The organism is Pseudomonas sp. LAIL14HWK12:I7, assembly GCF_000483465.1.
Lineage (GTDB): Bacteria > Pseudomonadota > Gammaproteobacteria > Pseudomonadales > Pseudomonadaceae > Aquipseudomonas > Aquipseudomonas kermanshahensis.
Genome location: NZ_KI519605.1, coordinates 1 through 18,178, shown reverse-complemented (window position 1 = coordinate 18,178; position 18,178 = coordinate 1). Strand labels below are relative to the sequence as shown.

15 protein-coding genes are annotated in these 18,178 nt (G+C 64.3%); 14 read left to right on the top strand and 1 reads right to left on the bottom strand.

Annotated features, from left to right (window positions below; all coding sequences use genetic code 11):
• Positions 1-22 precede the first annotated feature (22 nt).
• The 13 genes from D886_RS0119530 (at position 23) to D886_RS0119470 (ending at position 17,144) form a co-directional block, all read left to right on the top strand.
• On the top strand, positions 23-1,459 hold the full coding sequence (locus D886_RS0119530; RefSeq protein ID WP_027595499.1) for a TolC family outer membrane protein: 1,437 nt from the start codon (positions 23-25) through the stop codon (positions 1,457-1,459).
• Positions 1,456-3,618 (top strand): type I secretion system permease/ATPase, encoded by a 2,163-nt coding sequence (locus D886_RS0119525; protein ID WP_027595498.1) that lies wholly within the window; start codon positions 1,456-1,458, stop codon positions 3,616-3,618. The genes D886_RS0119530 and D886_RS0119525 overlap by 4 nt, the downstream gene beginning before the upstream one ends.
• A complete protein-coding gene (locus tag D886_RS0119520; protein ID WP_027595497.1) occupies positions 3,615-4,799 on the top strand; it encodes an HlyD family type I secretion periplasmic adaptor subunit in 1,185 nt (394 codons plus the stop codon). The genes D886_RS0119525 and D886_RS0119520 overlap by 4 nt, the downstream gene beginning before the upstream one ends.
• Positions 4,800-4,992: 193 nt before the next feature.
• On the top strand, positions 4,993-5,892 hold the full coding sequence (locus D886_RS0119515) for a chemotaxis protein (RefSeq protein WP_027595496.1): 900 nt from the start codon (positions 4,993-4,995) through the stop codon (positions 5,890-5,892).
• 88 nt (positions 5,893-5,980) lie between these two features.
• Positions 5,981-6,292, top strand: a complete 312-nt coding sequence (locus tag D886_RS0119510; protein WP_027595495.1) for a hypothetical protein — start codon at positions 5,981-5,983, stop codon at positions 6,290-6,292.
• Positions 6,289-7,023: a YkgJ family cysteine cluster protein gene (locus D886_RS0119505; protein WP_027595494.1), complete on the top strand. Its 735-nt coding sequence runs from the start codon at positions 6,289-6,291 to the stop codon at positions 7,021-7,023. The genes D886_RS0119510 and D886_RS0119505 overlap by 4 nt, the downstream gene beginning before the upstream one ends.
• Before the next feature lie 231 nt (positions 7,024-7,254).
• Entirely contained in the window at positions 7,255-8,418 is a 1,164-nt protein-coding gene (locus D886_RS0119500; RefSeq protein WP_027595493.1) for an efflux RND transporter periplasmic adaptor subunit, read from the top strand.
• Positions 8,415-11,507 carry a multidrug efflux RND transporter permease subunit gene (locus D886_RS0119495; RefSeq protein ID WP_027595492.1) on the top strand — a complete coding sequence of 1,031 codons (3,093 nt, stop codon included), beginning with the start codon at positions 8,415-8,417 and terminating at the stop codon, positions 11,505-11,507. Before D886_RS0119500 ends, D886_RS0119495 begins: the two co-directional genes overlap by 4 nt.
• A 9-nt stretch (positions 11,508-11,516) precedes the next feature.
• The gene (locus D886_RS0119490; protein WP_027595491.1) at positions 11,517-12,191 is read left to right on the top strand and encodes a heavy metal response regulator transcription factor; all 675 of its coding nucleotides are present in this window, start codon (positions 11,517-11,519) and stop codon (positions 12,189-12,191) included.
• Positions 12,166-13,578, top strand: a complete 1,413-nt coding sequence (locus tag D886_RS0119485; protein ID WP_027595490.1) for a heavy metal sensor histidine kinase — start codon at positions 12,166-12,168, stop codon at positions 13,576-13,578. The genes D886_RS0119490 and D886_RS0119485 overlap by 26 nt, the downstream gene beginning before the upstream one ends.
• Before the next feature lie 130 nt (positions 13,579-13,708).
• The gene (locus D886_RS0119480; RefSeq protein ID WP_027595489.1) at positions 13,709-13,933 is read left to right on the top strand and encodes a hypothetical protein; all 225 of its coding nucleotides are present in this window, start codon (positions 13,709-13,711) and stop codon (positions 13,931-13,933) included.
• Between the two features lie 204 nt (positions 13,934-14,137).
• A complete protein-coding gene (locus D886_RS0119475; protein ID WP_027595488.1) occupies positions 14,138-15,472 on the top strand; it encodes an OprD family porin in 1,335 nt (444 codons plus the stop codon).
• Between the two features lie 175 nt (positions 15,473-15,647).
• On the top strand, positions 15,648-17,144 hold the full coding sequence (locus tag D886_RS0119470) for a sensor domain-containing diguanylate cyclase (protein WP_027595487.1): 1,497 nt from the start codon (positions 15,648-15,650) through the stop codon (positions 17,142-17,144).
• Here D886_RS0119470 and D886_RS0119465 read toward each other — a convergent pair.
• On the bottom strand, positions 17,141-17,617 hold the full coding sequence (locus tag D886_RS0119465; protein WP_027595486.1) for a PA2169 family four-helix-bundle protein: 477 nt from the start codon (positions 17,615-17,617) through the stop codon (positions 17,141-17,143). The genes D886_RS0119470 and D886_RS0119465 overlap by 4 nt on opposite strands.
• A 200-nt stretch (positions 17,618-17,817) precedes the next feature.
• On the opposite strand from D886_RS0119465, the gene D886_RS0119460 reads away from it, so the two are divergent.
• A complete protein-coding gene (locus tag D886_RS0119460) occupies positions 17,818-18,039 on the top strand; it encodes a DUF3820 family protein (RefSeq protein WP_027595485.1) in 222 nt (73 codons plus the stop codon).
• Positions 18,040-18,178: the final 139 nt, after the last annotated feature.

The following is an 18,178-nucleotide window of genomic DNA, read 5'->3' as shown; positions in this document are numbered from 1 at the left end:
CGAACAGCAGTAAGGGAACTATGTGAAGCGAAGCAGTCCGCTGTCACCGCTGTTGCTGGGGGCCTTCGGGCTCCTGGCCCTGAACTTCAACACGGCTGCCCAGGCAGCCGACGACATCGACCCACAACTGCGCCAGATCGGGCCTTCACTGCTACGTGATGCGCCCGACGCGGTGCCCGCCCGCCCCCCTATCGGCATGGCCCCCGTCAGCAATGGCGACCGCCTCGGGCTGACCGAAGCGGTGCTGCAAGCCGCGCAATGGCACCCCAGCATCGCCGAGGCCATCGGCAACCTCTACAAGCAAGGCGAAGGCATCAACGTTGCCCGCGCCGGTTACTACCCGCAGATTTCCGGCGGTATCCGCACGGGCTATGACACTGGCTACGGCGGCGACCGCAACAGCCAGGCGCTCAACCTGTCGCTCAAGCAGATGCTCTACGACTTCGGCAAGGTCGACAGCGCCGTCAGCGCTGCCCAGGCCGCCGCCGCCCGCGCCCAGGCCAATATCCTTCTGGTGGTCGACGAACTGGCCCGCGACACCGCCTATGCCTGGGTCGAGACCCGCCGCTACGAGCAACTGATCACGATTGCCCGCGACCAGATCCGCGGGGTCGGCGACATCGCCGGCATGGCCCGCCAGCGCAGCGACATGGGCGCCAGCACCCGCTCCGACGTGGTGCAGGCCGAATCCCGGGTAGAGAGCGCCCGCGCCACCCTGGAGGAATACCAGTCTCAGTACGAACGCTGGCGCTCGACCCTGGCGTCATTGCTCGGCCGGGTCACCCCGCCCATGCTCGCCGAAGAGTCGCCCCCCGAGCTGAACCAGGCCTGCAAGCGCCCAGGGCAAGGTGATGACCGCCTGCCCGCCGTGTTGATGGCCTTGGCCCAGCGCGCCCAAGGCCAGGCCGAACTGGCCCAGGCCAAAGCCGAGGCCTACCCGACCGTGTCGCTGCAGCCGCAGGTCAACCACTACCTGGACAACGACTACAACCGCGACAACTCACGCATGGACCGCACCCAGGCGGGCATCTACCTGAACGTCGAGGTGCCCATCTACCAAGGCGGTGCCATCAGCGCCCGCACCCGCGCTGCGGGCCACTCGCTGACAGCTGCCGACTCGGCCGAAGATGCCGCACGCTTGCAGGCACGCCGTGGCCTGGCCGAGGCCATGGCGCAGACCTCGGGGTTGGGCCGTCGGCTGAGCTCACTCGAAGCCCGCCAGGTCAGCATTCAGGAGGCGCGCATGCTTTATGGCCGGCAGTACCTGGACCTTGGCACCCGGCCCCTGCTCGACCTGCTCAACGCCGAGCAGGAAATCTACCAGTCTCGTTTCGAACTCGCCGGCACCCGCTCCGACTTGCTGCGCCTGGATGTCGACTGCCTTTACAACACCGGCGCCCTGCGCACGGCCTTTGGCCTAGAGGGGCGTAACCTGCAAGGTGTGGAGATCCAGCCATGAACGAAACCGTCAATGTGACCCTGCCGAGCCAGGCCCCGGAGCAAACGGCCAACGCTCGCCCCGACCTGGGGCCTTGGCTTGAGGTCATGCTTCAGGTCGCGCACCACTATCGCCTGGACGTCTCGCCCCAGCGCATTCGCCTGGCGGCCGTCGAAGATGCCCGCCCGCTGGATGAGATTCTCCGCCACATGGCACGCCAGGCCGGCCTGGCGCTGCGCTTCGTGCGCTTCGATGCCAAAGGCCTGCGGCAGTGGCGCACGCCGCTGGTGCTGGAACTCGACGATGGCCAGTTGGCAGTGGTCGAATCGGTGACCGAAGAAGACGACCTGGCGGTGGTCTTCGCAGGCGACCAGGGCCTGACTTCGCGCCTGCCCCGCGACACGCTCAAGGGGCGCATCACCCGGGTCGCCCTGCTGCGCCCGGCGCGGCCATTGCGCGATGTGCGCACCGACGACTACACCGCCCCTTACGATCGCCACTGGTTCGCGCGTATCGTCCTGCGCGACCTGCGGCCCTATGGGCAGGTGATGGTCGCCTCGCTGGTGGCCAACGTGTTGGCCCTGGCCGGGGTGCTGTTTTCCATGCAGGTCTACGACCGAGTGATCCCCGCCGAATCCCTGCCGACGCTGTACGTGCTGTTTGGTGGCGTGGTGCTGGCGCTGGTGTTCGACTTCAGCATGCGCCTGCTGCGCCTGAAGGTCACCGACCTGCTGGGCAAACGCGCCGACTTGCGTGTCTCTGACCTGGTCTATGGCCATGCGCTGCGCCTGCGCAACTCGGTACGGCCCAAGTCCACCGGCTCGTTCATCTCGCAGTTGCGCGAGCTGGAGTCGATCCGCGACCTGATCACCTCGAGCACCGCCACCGCCCTGGCCGACCTGCCGTTCTTCCTGCTGTTTCTGTTCGTGTTCTGGCTGATCGGCGGCGTGCTGGTGTTCATCCCGCTGGTGGCGTTGCTGGCCATGGTGCTGCCCGGGCTGCTGGCGCAACGGCGCCTGGCACGCCTGGCCAATGCCTCGATGCGTGAGTCGGCGCTGCGTAACGCCATGCTGGTGGAAAGCATCCAGGGCCTGGACGAGATCAAGGCGCTGCAAGCCGAGGCCCGTTTCGGGCGGCAATGGAACCAGTACAACGCCGCCTGCGCCCACACCAACCTGCGCCTGCGTACCTTGACCAATGGCTTGGTAACCTGGACGCAGAACGTGCAGGGCGCGGTGTTCGCCGTGGTCATCGTCATCGGCGCACCGATGGTGATCGCCGGCGACCTCACCACCGGTAGCCTGGTGGCGGCGTCGATGCTGTCGTCGCGCATGATGGCGCCGCTGGCACAGCTGACCCATGTACTGACCCGCTGGCAACAGGCCAAGGTGGCCCTGCAGGGCTTGGACAAGTTGATGCAGTCACCGGTCGATCACCCTGAAAACGAAGCCCGCGTGCACCTGCCGGCCATCCGCGGCGAGTACCAGCTACGCCAGGCCAACTTCCGCTACAGCGCGGAGGCGCCTCCCGTCCTCACCATCGGCCAGCTGGACATCCAGCCGGGTGAACGCATCGCCGTGCTCGGCCGCAACGGTGCCGGCAAATCTACCTTGCTGCAGGCCCTGGGCGGCGCCATGGACCTGGTCCAGGGCGAAATCAACCTGGACGGCATTGCCCTGGCCCATCTCGACCCCGCCGACCTGCGCCGCGATGTCGGCTTGCTGCCGCAATACTCACGGCTGTTTCACGGCACCCTGCGGGAAAACCTCACCCTGGGTGCCGGCCAGGCCAGTGACCAGGAGTTGGTCGCGGCGCTGGCCGCCACCGGCGCCCTGGAGTTCGTCCGCAGGCTACCCAAAGGTATGGACCACCTGATTCTGGAAGGCGGTGTCGGGTTGTCCGGCGGCCAACGCCAGGCCTTGGTGCTGTCGCGCCTGCTGGTGCGCCAGCCGCAGGTGCTGTTGCTGGACGAGCCGACCGCGTCCCTCGACGACATGACCGAACGCAAGTTGCTGGATAACCTCGACCGCTTCTGCCAGGGCCGCACCCTGGTAATCGCCACCCACCGCCTGAGCGTGCTGCAGCGGGTCGACCGGATTATCGTGCTGGATGGCGGCCGCATCGTCATCGACGACAACCGCGATGCCGCGTTGGCCAAACTGCAAGGAGCCCAGGCATGAGCAACCATGAACTCCCGGCGTCCTACCTGGACGGGCAGGACGACCAGGCGGTATTCCGCGCCGGCCGAATCATCACCATCTGTGCGCTGATGCTGGCAGCGTTTCTGGCCTGGGCGGCCTGGTTCGAGGTGACCGAGGTTTCCACCGGCACCGGCAAGGTGATCCCCAGTTCGCGCGAGCAGGTGATCCAGTCGTTCGAGGGTGGCATCGTCGCCCAGATGAGCGTGGCCGAAGGTGACCTGGTCGACCGCGGGCAGGTGCTGGCCCAGCTCGACCCGACCAAGACCGCCTCCAGCGTGGGTGAAAGTGAAGCCAAGTACCGCGCGGCCAAGGCCAGCCAGGCCCGCTTGCGTGCAGAGGTCACCGGCAAGCCGCTGGTGTTCCCCGACAGCCTGCGCGACTCCCCCGACCTGGTCGACGCCGAAACCGCGCTGTACCAGACCCGCCGCCGCGGCCTGGAGCAGACCCTGGCCGGTATCGACGATTCGCTGCAGCTGGTGCGCAGCGAACTGAAGATCACCGAGAACCTGGCGAAGATGGGCGCTTCAAGCCGCGTCGAGGTGATCCGCCTGAACCGACAGCGCTCGGAACTCGAGCTCAAGGCCAACGAAGCGCGCTCCGATTACCTGGTACGGGCCCGCGAAGAGCTGGCCAAGGCCAGCGCCGAGGCCGACAGCCTGTCCGAGGTGATCCGCGGGCGCAGCGACTCGCTGACCCGCCTGACCCTGCGCTCGCCGGTGCGCGGTATCGTCAAGGACATCGAGGTCAATACCTTGGGGGGTGTGGTCCAGCCAGGTGGGCAAGTGATGAAGATCGTGCCGATGGATGAACGCCTGCTGATCGAAACCCGCATCGCGCCCCGGGACATCGCCTTCATCCACCCCGACCAGGCCGCCAAGGTGAAGATCAGTGCCTATGACTACTCGGTGTATGGCGGGCTGGAGGGCAAGGTGGTCGGCATCTCGCCGGACACCCTGCAGGACGAGGTGAAGCCGGAGATCTACTACTACCGGGTGTTCATCCGCACCGAGCAGGACAGCCTGCAGAACAAGGCCGGCAAACACTTTGCGATCGTGCCCGGGATGATCGCCACGGTGGATATCCGCACGGGTGAAAAGACCATTCTGGATTACCTGATCAAGCCGTTGAACCGGGCCAGGGAAGCCCTGCGCGAACGCTGATGACCCGGTTATCCGATGCCCTGTAGGAGCAGCCTTGTGCGGCGAAGAGGCCGGTGAATACCCAGCAGTTAGTCGTTGCTGTCACCGGCCTCTTCGCAGCACAAGGCTGCTCCTACACGGAATCGGCTGACAGGCTAAAGAGCCGGCTCGGCGGGCCGATATCCTTCTATTATCTATTCCCACGAAGGTCACCATGGCCACGCAAAAAGCCCGCGCGGATTCGCTGTCCCTGCTGCTGTTCACCCTGCGCAGCGGCAAGCTGATGGCAATCAACCTGCTCAAGGTCAGCGAGATCATCCCCTGCCCTTCACTGACCAAGCTGCCCGAATCGCACCCCCACGTGAAAGGCGTGGCCACCTTGCGCGGCAATTCGCTGTCGGTCATCGACCTGTCCCGTGCTATCGGTGAGCGCCCGCTGGCTGACCCTGAAGGTGGCTGCCTGATCGTCACCGAAATCAGCCGCTCGCGCCAAGGCCTGCATGTGCAGGCCGTGAGCCGCATCGTCCACTGCCTGAGCACCGACATCAAACCGCCGCCCTTCGGCTCGGGCAACCGCTCGTTCATCACCGGCGTGACCCGGGTCGACAACGCACTGGTGCAGGTGCTGGACATCGAGAAGGTCATTCACGCCATCACCCCGCCCGCCGCCGAGCCACAGCACGGGGCACTGAGCGAAGAAGACGCAAGCCTGCTGGCCGCCGCCAACATCCTGGTGGTAGACGACAGCCAGGTGGCCTTGCAGCAGTCGGTGCACACCCTGCGCAACCTCGGCATCGAATGCCACACCGCGCGCAGCGCCAAGGATGCGATCAACGTGTTGCTGGACTTGCAGGGCACCGAGCAGGCGATCAACATCATCGTCTCCGACATCGAGATGTCCGAGATGGACGGCTATGCCTTCACCCGCACGCTGCGCGAGACGCCGGACTTCCAACACCTGTATGTGTTGCTGCACACCTCGCTCGACAGTGCCATGAGCAGCGAAAAAGCCAGGCTCGCGGGGGCCAATGCCATCCTCACCAAGTTTTCCTCGCCCGAGCTGACCGATTGCCTGGTAGTGGCGGCGCGGACGGTGGTGTTTGCCGAGCATTGATACATCAAGCGACAAACTCCCCGGCTTGCCGTCGGGGGTGAGTCGGGCATAATTCGCTCCCCTCGGAAGATTTTTGCCGGAATCGCGTATGAAGTTTTTCAGCTCCCTCCTTGTCGCCTGCGCGCTCTTCAGCGGTGTCGCCCAGGCCTCCAGCAGCCAGGCCTGGAACGAGCAGCGCCAGCAGATGCTCAAGGCGTGCCTTGCCGCCAGCCAGTTCAAGGACGCTCACGCGCGTGGCAAGCCCGCCGAATTCGACGACCAGGTCGGCATGAGCGCCCTGCTGATCGAAGGCGTCTACCCGCAAAAACACATGCAGCAGCGCACCGGCACCGAACTGTGCCTGTACGACCGCCAGCACCAGCGCGCGTTCGTCAGCGAATGGAGCCCGGAAGCCAAGTGACCGACAGCGTGCAATTCGCCTGCACCGGCTGCGGCAAGTGCTGCACGGGCCACCATGTGCCCTTGACCCTCGACGAAGCCCGCCAGTGGGCGGCCTCCGCTGGCCAGGTGGTGGTGCTGATCGAGGCGTTCGTGGTCGACGGCCCGGGCATGCCGGTCGAGCAGCGCGAGCATGTGCTGCGCCGCTCCCACCCGGTGGCCTGCGGTGACACTGAGGCCCGCGTTTCGGTAACGTTCGCGGCGTTCAACCCAGGGCGCTGTCGTAACCTCGACGATAACGACCTGTGCACCATCTATGACCAGCGCCCGCTGGTCTGCCGCATCTACCCGGTCGAGATCAACCCGCATATCCCGCTGCGGCCCGAGAACAAGGACTGCCCGCCCGAAGCTTGGCAACAGGGCCCTGAGCTGATTCACGGCACGCAACTGGCCGACCCGCAGCTGGCGGCACTGGTGCAGGCATCGCGCCAGGCAGACCGAGATGACATCGCGGCGAAGGTTGCCGTGTGCCAGGCGTTGGGCATGACCACGAGTGCGCTGAAAGGTAATGGGTTTACCGCTTATCTGCCGGAGATGGGCGCGTTTGCCGCGGCACTGGCGCAGGTGCCGGCGGACAACGGTGCGCGGTGGACGCTGCATGTGCAGGATGACGAGCTGACAGCCAGTTTGCAGGGCCATGGCTTGCAGACCACTTGCGAAGCACCGGTTTATTACGCCTTTATTGGTTTTTAAGTAGCCCATACCGGCCCCTTCGCGGGTAAACCCGCTCCCACAGGAGTTGCACCAGCCGCAAGATTGGCGCAATACCTGTGGGAGCGGGTTTACCCGCGAAGGGGCCGGTACTGTCAAACACTGAAACTGTCAGCGCTGTCAGCCAGGCGTCATGCTGCCGACCCGGTCCGGGGGCTATAAGCTTGAATACAGACAACCGTCCCCACCCTTCTGGCCAAGGTGCCCGCTCCGATGCGACGTCCTTCCCGTTCTGTCATCCTCGCCGCCTTGGCGTTGCTTGTCCTGGTCGTGCTGGGCGTCTGGTTCGGCCAGCGCCAGGAGGCCCCCGCCCCCCGCGCGCAGGCGGCTGTGCCGGTGCGCGTGGTCAGCGTCAGCCAGCAGGATGTGCCGCGCTATGCCAGTGCGATCGGCTCGGTGCTGTCGCTGCACAGCGTCGAGATCCGCGCACAGGTAGAAGGGGTGCTGACCCAGGTACTGGTCAAGGACGGCCAGTGGGTAAAGGAAGGTGACCTGCTCGCAACCCTCGACGACCGTGCCATCCGCGCCAGCCTCGACCAGGCCCGTGCGCAGCTTGGCCAGAGCCAGGCGCAGATCCAGGTAGCCGGTGTCGACCTCAAGCGCTACCGCCTGCTGAGCACCGATGACGGGGTGTCAAAACAGACCCTCGACCAGCAACAAGCGCTGGTCAACCAGCTGCAGGCTACGGTCAAGGGCAACCAGGCGGCCATCGCCAATGCCGAGGTGCAACTGTCCTATACCCAAATCCGCTCACCGGTGACCGGCCGGGTCGGCATCCGCAACGTCGACCCCGGCAACCTGGTGCGCAGCAGCGACACCCAAGGCCTGTTCAGCGTGACCCAGATCGACCCGATTGCCGTCGAGTTCGCCCTGCCGCAACAGATGCTGCCTACCCTGCAGAGCTTGCTCAAGGCGCCCGCCCCGGCGCTGGTGCAGGCCTACATGGACGCCGACGGCGAACGCAGCCTGCTGGGTGAAGGCCACCTGGCGCTGATCGACAACCAGATCTCGGCGACCACCGGCACGGTGCGGGTCAAAGCCGAGTTCGACAACAAGGACGGGCGCCTGTGGCCCGGCCAACTGGTCACCATTCGCTTGCGCACGGCCATGCAGGAGAATGCCCTCGTCGTGCCGCCGCCGGTCGTGCAGCGCGGTATCGACGGCCATTTCGTCTACCGCCTGGACGGGGACAAGGTCACCAGCGTGCCGGTCAAGGTGCTGTACCAGGACAGCGGGCTGAACATCATCGCCGGGGTCAAGGCGGGTGATCAGCTGGTGCTCGACGGCCAGTCGCGGCTCAAGCCGGGCTCGCGGGTCGAGGTCACCACCGATGCCCCTGCGCCTTCGGAAATGGCCGACCGCCGGAGCCAGCCATGAATACCCGCAACGGGGTTTCGGCCTGGTGCATCGATCACCCGATCGCCACCCTGCTGCTGACTTTCGCCCTGGTCCTGCTGGGCGCCATCGCCTTCCCTCGGCTGCCGGTGGCTCCGCTGCCAGAGGCCGACTTCCCGACCATCCAGGTCACCGCTCAACTGCCTGGGGCCAGCCCGGAAACCATGGCCTCGTCGGTCGCCACGCCGCTTGAAGTGCAGTTCAGCGCCATCCCCGGCATGACCCAGATGACCAGCAGCAGCGCGCTGGGGTCGACCACGCTGATCCTGCAGTTCACCCTCGACAAGAACATCGACACCGCAGCACAGGAAGTGCAGGCCGCCATCAACACCGCCACCGCACGGCTGCCACAAGACCTGCCCAACCCGCCGACCTGGCGCAAGGTCAACCCAGCCGACAGCCCGGTGCTGGTGATGACCGTCAGCTCGAACCAGATGCCCGGCAATGACCTGAGCGACTACGCCGAAACCCTGCTGGCCCGGCAACTGAGCCAGATCGATGGGGTCGGCCTGATCAACATCACCGGGCAACTGCGCCCGGCCATCCGCGTGCAAGCGCAACCGGAGAAGCTGGCCGCCATCGGCCTGACCCTCGCCGACCTGCGCCAGGCCATCCAGCAAACCAGCCTCAACCTGGCCAAAGGCGCGCTGTACGGCGAGCACAGCGTGTCGACCATCGCCGCCAACGACCAGCTGTTCCACCCCGAAGACTATGCCCAATTGATCGTCTCGTACCGCAACGGTGCGCCGGTGCACCTGCAGGACGTGGCCAAGGTCATCAACGGCGCCGAGAACGCCTACGTCAAGGCTTGGTCCGGTGACCAGCCGGGGTTGAACCTGGTGATCTTCCGCCAGCCTGGCGCGAACATCGTCGACACCGTCGACCGGGTGCTGGCCGCGCTGCCCAAGCTGAAGGAAATGCTCCCGGCGTCGATCGAGGTGTCGGTGTTGCAGGACCGTACCCAAACCATCCGCGCCTCGCTGCACGAGGTGGAGCTGACCTTGATGATCGCCGTGGCCCTGGTGATCGGGGTGATGGCGCTGTTCCTGCGCCAGTGGTCGGCGACCCTGGTGGTGTCCAGCGTGCTCGGCGTGTCGCTGATTGCCAGTTGCGCCTTGATGTACGTACTCGGCTTCAGCCTGAACAACCTGACCCTGGTGGCCATCGTCATTTCGGTGGGGTTCGTGGTCGACGATGCCATCGTCGTGGTAGAAAACATCCATCGCCACCTGGAGGCGGGTGACGACAGCCGCACGGCCGCCCTCAAGGGCGCAGGCGAAATCGGCTTTACCGTGGTCTCGATCAGTTTCTCGCTGATCGCTGCCTTCATCCCGCTGTTGTTCATGGGCGGGGTGGTCGGGCGCCTGTTCAAGGAGTTCGCACTGACCGCCACGGCCACCATCCTGATTTCGGTGGTGGTTTCGCTGACCCTGGCACCCACCCTGTGTGCGCTGTTCATGCGCCGCCCGACCGGCGCGCAGCACGGCGGCTTCGGTGAACGCCTGGTCAAGTGGTACGAAAAAGGCCTGAACCGCGCCCTGGCCCACCAGCGCCTCACACTTGGTGTGTTCGGCGTGACCCTGGCCCTGGCGGTGGTGGGTTATGTGGCCATCCCCAAGGGCTTCTTCCCGTTGCAGGACACCGGTTTCATCCTCGGCACCAGCGAAGCGGCAGCGGACGTGTCGTACCCGGCCATGATCGAGAAACACCAGGCCCTGGCCAAGATCATCGAGGCCGACCCGGCCGTGCGGGCGTTCTCGCATTCCGTCGGCGTCACCGGCAGCAACCAGACCATCGCCAACGGCCGCTTCTGGATCGCCCTCAAGCCCCGCGGCGAACGCGATGTGTCGGCCAGCGAGCTGATCGACCGGCTGCGGCCCAAGCTCGCCCAGGTGCCGGGCATTGTGCTGTACATGCGCGCCGGCCAGGACATCAACCTCAGCTCCGGCCCATCACGCACCCAGTACCAGTACGTGCTCAAGAGCAACGACGGTGTGGCGCTGAACCTGTGGACCCAGCGCCTGACCGACCGCCTGCGCGAAAACCCGGCGTTGCGTGACCTGTCCAACGACCTGCAACTGGGGGCCAGCGTCACCCGCATCGACATCGACCGCCAGGCCGCCGCACGCTTCGGCCTGACCACCACCGACATCGACCAGGCGCTGTACGACGCCTTCGGCCAGCGGCAGATCAGCGAGTTCCAGACCGAGACCAATCAGTACAAGGTCATCCTCGAACTGGACGCCCGCCAGCGCGGCAAGGCCGAGAGCCTCAACTACTTCTACCTGCGCTCGCCCCTGAGCAACGAGATGGTGCCGTTATCGGCGGTGGCCCACGTCGCGCCGCCGAGCACCGGGCCGTTGTCGATCAGCCATGATGGCCTGTTCCCAGCCGCCAACCTGTCGTTCAACCTCGCCCCGGGCGTGGCCCTGGGCGATGCGGTGAGCATCCTTGAGCGCACCCAGCGCGAACTGGGCATGCCCGACTCCATCAGCGGCAACTTCCAGGGTGCGGCGCAGGCCTTCCAGAGTTCGCTGTCGAGCCAGCCGTGGCTGATCCTGGCTGCGCTGGTGGCGGTGTACATCATTCTGGGGGTGCTCTACGAGAGTTTCGTCCACCCACTGACGATTATCTCCACCCTGCCCTCCGCGGGCCTGGGCGCGCTGATTCTGCTCTGGGCCATGGGCCAGGACTTCAGCATCATGGGGCTGATCGGCGTGGTGCTGCTGATCGGCATCGTCAAGAAAAACGGCATCCTGCTGATCGACTTCGCCCTCGAAGCCCAGCGCCACCACGGCCTCACGCCCGAGCAGGCAATCCACCAGGCCTGCCTGACGCGCTTCCGGCCGATCATCATGACCACCCTCGCCGCCCTGCTCGGCGCAGTGCCGCTGATGTTCGGCTTTGGCACCGGCGCCGAGCTGCGCCAGCCACTGGGCATCGCGGTGGTCGGGGGGTTGTTGGTGAGCCAGGCCCTGACGCTGTTCACCACCCCGGTCATATACTTGGCCCTGGAGCGCCTGTTCCACCGCCGCCGGGCCGCCCATGCGGCCGCGCCAAGTGCCAGTTGAGACAAGACCATGCGTGTGCTGATCATCGAAGACGAAGAAAAAACCGCCGACTACCTGCACCGCGGGTTGAGCGAGCAAGGCTTTACCGTGGACCTGGCGCGTGACGGTATCGATGGCCTGCACCTGGCCCTGGAAGGCGACTACGCCGTGATCGTGCTCGATGTGATGCTGCCCGGCCTGGACGGCTATGGCGTGCTGCGCGCCTTGCGCGCGCGCAAGCAGACGCCGGTGATCATGCTGACCGCCCGCGAGCGGGTCGAAGACCGCATCCATGGCCTGCGCGAAGGCGCCGACGACTACCTGGGCAAGCCCTTTTCGTTCCTTGAGCTGGTCGCTCGCCTGCAGGCCCTGACCCGTCGCAGCAGCAGCCATGAACCGCTGCAGATCCAGGTCGCCGACCTGTGGATCGACCTGATGGCGCGCAAGGCCAGCCGCGCCGGCCAGCGCCTGGACCTGACCGCCAAGGAATTCTCGCTGCTCAGTGTGCTGGCCCGCCGCCAAGGCGAAATTCTGTCCAAGACCGCCATCGCCGAGCTGGTCTGGGACATCAACTTCGACAGTGATGCGAATGTCGTCGAGGTGGCGATCAAGCGCCTGCGCGCCAAGCTCGATGGGCCTTTCGACAACAAGTTGCTGCACACCATCCGAGGCATGGGCTATGTCCTGGAAAACCGTGCGGGCTAACTCCATCGCGCTGCGCCTGTCGGCGCTGTTCATCCTGGTGGCGGTGGGGGTGTTTTTGCTGATCGGGTCGGCGTTGTATCGCCAGGTCGACCACAGCCTCGACCTGCTGCCGGCCGCCGAGCTAGATGCACGGTTCAGCGTGCTCGAGTCCACCCTCAACCGCTTCGGCACCGCCGAGCACTGGGCCAAGGTCAGCAACAAGCTCAACCTGCTCAGCGAGGAGGACAAGCGCATCCGCTTCTGGGTGGTCAGCAGCGATCCGGCATACGACTATGGCCACCCCAGCGAACTAGTGCGCGCGTTTGCCGAAGGCCCGCCAGGCATGCGCGACCTGCGCCTGCCAGACCAGCCCTACCCCTACAAAGTCCTGGTCAGCGAGTTGCCGGCCCTGGCCGACCGGCCGCCGCTGCGTTTTCTGATTGGCATCGACACCGAGACCTTCTGGCAGGCGCAACACAGCCTGCTGGTGGCCATCGTCGGCCTGGCGGTGCTCGGTGTGCTGCTGGCGTCGGTGCTCGGTTACTGGGTGGCCCGCATCGGCCTGCGCCCGTTGCTGGCGTTGTCCAACGAAGCCCAGGCACTGGCCCCACCGCGCTTGGACGGGCGCCTGCAAACTAATGATCTGGCCCCGGAACTGGCGCAATTCGCCGGGGCCTTCAACGCCGCGCTTGACCGGGTCAGCCAAGCCTACTCGCGGCTGGAGGCGTTCAACGCCGACGTGGCCCACGAACTGCGCTCGCCGCTGACCAACCTGATCGGCCAGACCCAAGTGGCCCTGACCCGCGGTCGCAGTGCCGAGCACTACTTCGAAGTGCTGCAATCCAACCTTGAAGAACTCGAGCGGCTGCGCAGCATCATCAACGACATGCTGTTCCTGGCCAGCGCCGACCAGGGCAGCAAGGCCACCGCGCTAACCCAGGCGTCGCTGGCTGAGGAAGTGGCGACCACGCTGGATTACCTGGACTACATCCTCGAAGACGCGCAGGTCCGCGTGGAGGTCAGTGGCGATGCTCAGGCACCCATCGAAAAAGCCCAACTGCGCCGCGCGCTGATCAACCTGCTGAACAACGCGGTGCAGCACACCGCGCCCAACCAGGTGATTGAGGTGCGAATCGAAAACGGGGCGGAACAGGTCACCATCGCCGTGAGCAACCCGGGCCCTGCAATCGATGACGCGCACCTGCCGCTGCTGTTCGAGCGCTTCTATCGGGTGGATGCCGCGCGCAGTAACAGTGGTGGCGGCAACCACGGTTTGGGGCTCGCGATCGTCAAAGCGATCGCCCTGATGCATGGGGGCGAGGTTTTTGTGCACAGCGAGGCCGGCGCCAACACGTTCGGCATTCGCCTGCCAAGCGCTCAACGACGCGGGTTTCCAGCAAAAGCCTGAGTGTTCGCCGCACGATCGTTACCTTTTGCGCAACAGTGCTTATCGTACTTCGCTCTGTTTCCAAGGCCATTGAGGGACTAACTTTAGCCCTGTCCTCATTAGCACTTGCATCGCAAGAAGGTAGTTTCAAATGTCCAACAGTATGGGTATTGCCAGCGTCTTCGTCCTGTCTTCCCTGTTGTTGTCGCCCCTGGCCATGGCCGAAGAATCCCCCGCTTTCGTCGCCCGTAATGCCGAGCTCGCCGCGGTCCATCAAGAAGCCCGCGAAGCCGTAGCCGCACAGCAGACCGATGCCGTAAAAGACGCAAACCAGACAGCTTCCAAAGTGTCCAGCGACGTTAATGCCGATAGCTGATCGACCGTTGTACCTGCTCCCGATTTCCCTTGGCTACGCCATGGGCACCGCTGGTGCCGATATGTTAGCCTTTTAAAGCCGCTGCCAATCAGCGGCTTTTTTTATGTGCTTTAACTATCAGCCCCGCTGTAACGTCCCTAATAAAAAAGTTGCACATTCAAAAATAAAAACTGCCCCACCGTCAGACCAAAGGAGCTAGTACCGGTGCCTTCCGCGTTTCGTTTTACCCCGCTGTTCATTGCATTGACTGCAACGATTCCCACCGCCGCCCAGGCAGATGAAGACAAGGCTGATGGCTTCATCGAAGGTTCTTCGTTCAACCTGCATTTTCGTAATGCCTATTTCAACCGCGACAACCACAACGCCGGCGTGCGCGACACCCGCGAGTGGGGCCAGGGCGCGGTTGCACGCTTCGAGTCCGGCTATACCCCGGGCGTGATCGGCGTTGGCGTGGACGCCCATGCCATGTTGGGCCTCAAGCTCGACGGCGGTGGCGGCCATGCCGGCACCAGCATTCTGCCGACGCATGTGAAGGACGACGGCGAACTGGGCGCGGCCCCGCATTCGTTCTCTACCGCAGGCGCGGCGCTCAAGCTCAAAGCCTTTGACACTGAGCTCAAAGCCGGTGACCTGTTCCTCACCAACCCAGTGATCGCTGGCGGCGAAACCCGCATGCTGCCGCAGACCTTCCGCGGTGTAAGCCTGACCAACACCAGCGTCGACGGCCTGCTGCTCGAAGGCGGCCAAGTCAGCTTCACCAAGCCGTACAACCAGAGCGGCCACCGCCGCATCGACACCTATTACGGCTCGCTGGACGAACATGACAAGAGCAAGCACCTGAACTGGGCGGGCGCGTCCTGGAGCGGCACGGAAAACATCACCGCCAACCTTTACGCCGCCGAGCTGAAGGACATCTGGAACCAGTACTACGCTGATTTTGACTACACCTACGTGGTCAACGACCTGGTCAGCCTCAACCCGGGCGTGCACTTCTATCACACCCAGGACACCGGCCAGGCCCTGCTGGGCAAGATCGACAACAACACCTACAGCGTGCATTTCACCGTCAACGCCGGCTTCCACAGCGTCACGGCCGCCTACCAGCGGGTCAACGGCGATACACCGTTCGACTACATCAACCTGGGCGACAGCGTGTACCTGGACAACTCGCGCATGTACTCGGACTTCAACGCCCCCAACGAGCGTTCGTGGAAGCTGCAGTACGGCTATGACTTCGCCGGCCTGGGCGTCCCCGGCCTGAGCACGACGCTGTCGTATTCGCGTGGCGAGGCAGACCTGACCAAGGCTGACCAGGGCAACACGCACTACGACTACTACCGCGCCGATGGCAAGAACGCCATGCACTGGGAGCGTGACCTGGATGTGAAGTACGTGTTCCAGGAAGGCGACTTCAAGGACCTTTCGGTGCTGGTGCGTTATGCCGCACACCGTGGCAGCCAGGGTTATGCGTCGATCGACAGCAGCAGTGACAACGATGAACTGCGCGTGATCGTTGATTATCCGCTGAACGTGTTCTGACCCGCTCCTAGTTTCATTGACTTAGCACAGACCCAGTGGGAGCGGGCTTGAAGGCAGGCTTGCGACCACTGTTCTCTGCACCACCACGCGATTCCGTCGGACAAATCTTGTCCGACAATCCCCTCTTCCCTAGAATATCGCCGCCGCGAATGGCCCTGCCTCAGCAGTAGCGAGCATGCTCACCCGATCACCGCGTTTCGCACTCTACAGGTCGCACCCCGAGCTGATCCTCAACCTGGGCAGTTGCCTCGCCGTGCTCGCCATCGTGGCCATCGTCAGCTACCTGCTGGCCCGTGAGCGCGACAGCGTCGAGCTGTCGGCCATCCGTTCTTCCAACAACATCGTCCAGCTGATCGAAAGCGATATCCTGCGCAATGCCGAACTCTACGATCAGTCGTTGCAAGGGCTGATCTGGGCAGTCGGGCGCAAGGAGCTGCCTGAAGTGCCTGGCGTGTTGCGCCAGCGCCTGTTGTTCAATGAAGCCTTCGTCGACCGCAAACGCGGTGACGTACTCTGGCTCGACAAGCAAGGTAACGTGGTGGGCGATTCCACCAGCGCCATACCGCGCCAGGCCAACTTCGCCGACACCGGTGTGTTCAAGGCCCATCAACACAACGCCAACCTCGGCTTGCTGGTCGGCCCGCCGTTCAAGGCCAAGCTGGGCGACCTGGACTGGTGCATCAGTTTCAGCCGGCGCATCCCCGGCCCAGACGGCGAATTCGCCGGCCTGGCAGCGGGTGCCCTGCGCCTCTCGTACTTCAGCGAACTGTTCAAGCGCCTGGACATCGGCGATGACAGCAGCATCAACCTGTTCAATACCGACGGCCAGTTGCTGGCCCGCCAGCCGACCCGCCCGCAAGACCCGCTGATCGGCACCAATTACGCCGAGCGGCCCAACTTCAAGCGCATCCTTGGCGAGCGCAGTGGCAGCTTCACAGCCCTTTCTGCCACCCACGGCACCTCACGCATGTACACCTTCGCCCGGGTCGCCGACCTGCCGCTGATCGTGTTGGTGGCGCACTCGGCCGACGAGGTGTTCCAGTCGTGGCGGCGCACCGCGATTCTGGTCAGCGTGGCCACCGGCGTGCTGTGCATCGGCATCCTCTGGCTAACCTTGCTGCTGGGCCGCGAGCTGCGCCGCCGGCACGAGGCCGAACAAGGCCTGGCCACCCTGGCCGCCACCGACAGCCTGACCGGCCTGGCCAACCGCCGCCGGCTGGACCAGGTGCTGCGCCAGGAGTGGGCACGCGCGCAGCGCAACCACAAACCGTTGGCCGTGCTGATGGTGGATGTGGACCATTTCAAGGCATTCAACCAGCGCCACGGCCACGCGGGTGGTGACCATGCCTTACGCGAAGTGGCGAAGTGCATCGAGGGGTGCATCAGGCGCCCGGCGGACCTGGCGGCACGCTATGGCGGGGAGGAATTTCAGGTGATATTGCCAGAAACCGATCTGGCCGGCGCCACGCTGCTAGCCGAGCGCATTCGGGCCAGCGTCGCGGCCCTGGCGCCCTTTGCCAATGACACCCGTGCCGTCACGGTCAGCATCGGCATCGGCCTCTACGAAGCAAACCCCCAGCACGATCTGGCGAGCGTGCTGGGGGCTGCGGATGAGGCGCTCTACCGGGCCAAGGCCAATGGCCGTAACCGGGTAGAAGGGCCTGGCGACTAGGAGCGGGCGCGGGCGGCGTTACGCAGCGCTTTCACCTGGTCGTGGTTACGTTGCACGCCTTGCAGTTGTTTTTCCACCAGGGTGTAGCTCTGATCGCTGGCGGTACGGCCCAGTTTGACCAGTTTCTCGCGGGCTTCCTTGTAGGCTTTCAGGGCATGGTCCTCGCCCCGCTCGACTTCGTTCAGCACGGCCTCTTCATCCTTGCCGGTGACCATCGCCTTGAGGTTGACCCAACCACGGTGCAGGTCGCCGCTGATGCTGGTGGACGTCTCAGGATCGCCACCCAAGCGGCGCACTTCGCTTTGCAGTTCACCGGCGGCATTGGCGCACTCACCGGCGCGCTGCACGAAGAAGGCTTTCAGCTCTGGGTTCTTGACGTCATCAGCCGACGACTTGAAGCCTTTTTCGCCATCCTTGCTGTATTCGATCAGGTCGTTGAGCACATCAATTACGTCTTTGTTGGGGTTGCTCATTTCACGAACTCCTTGGCAGGTGATAGTCATCTGTAATGGAGCAGCGTTCGTGCCAACTTTAGACAGAAAAATAAATCGTTATAAATCAATAAGTTAACTAATTAGAAGAATGCACTCGAAGCGGCGTTCTGCATGATTGCCGCTTGGGCCTTCGTGCAGATTGCAGTATGGTCGGCGCTTTTGGACTGCCAGGTGCGTCGATGAAACCGGAAACCCTCGAACTGCTGGTCACCCGGACCATGCCCTTTGGCAAATACCAAGGCCGGATTATCGCCGACCTGCCGGGTGACTACCTGGCCTGGTTCGCGCGCAAAGGCTTCCCTGCCGGAGAACTGGGCGGGTTATTGGCGTTGATGCATGAAGTCGATCACAACGGGCTGATGGACTTGCTAGAGCCCTTGCGGCAAAAGCATCGGCGCTAATAGCGCCTCATTGGCTGCTCCTACAGATACGGTCGCCAGCCGAACTCAGGGTCGGCTTTTGCTGGTTCAATGCTGACCTCAGGCTTGTGCTTGACCTGTAGGAGCAGCCTTGTGCTGCGAAAGGGCCGGTATGGCTGAA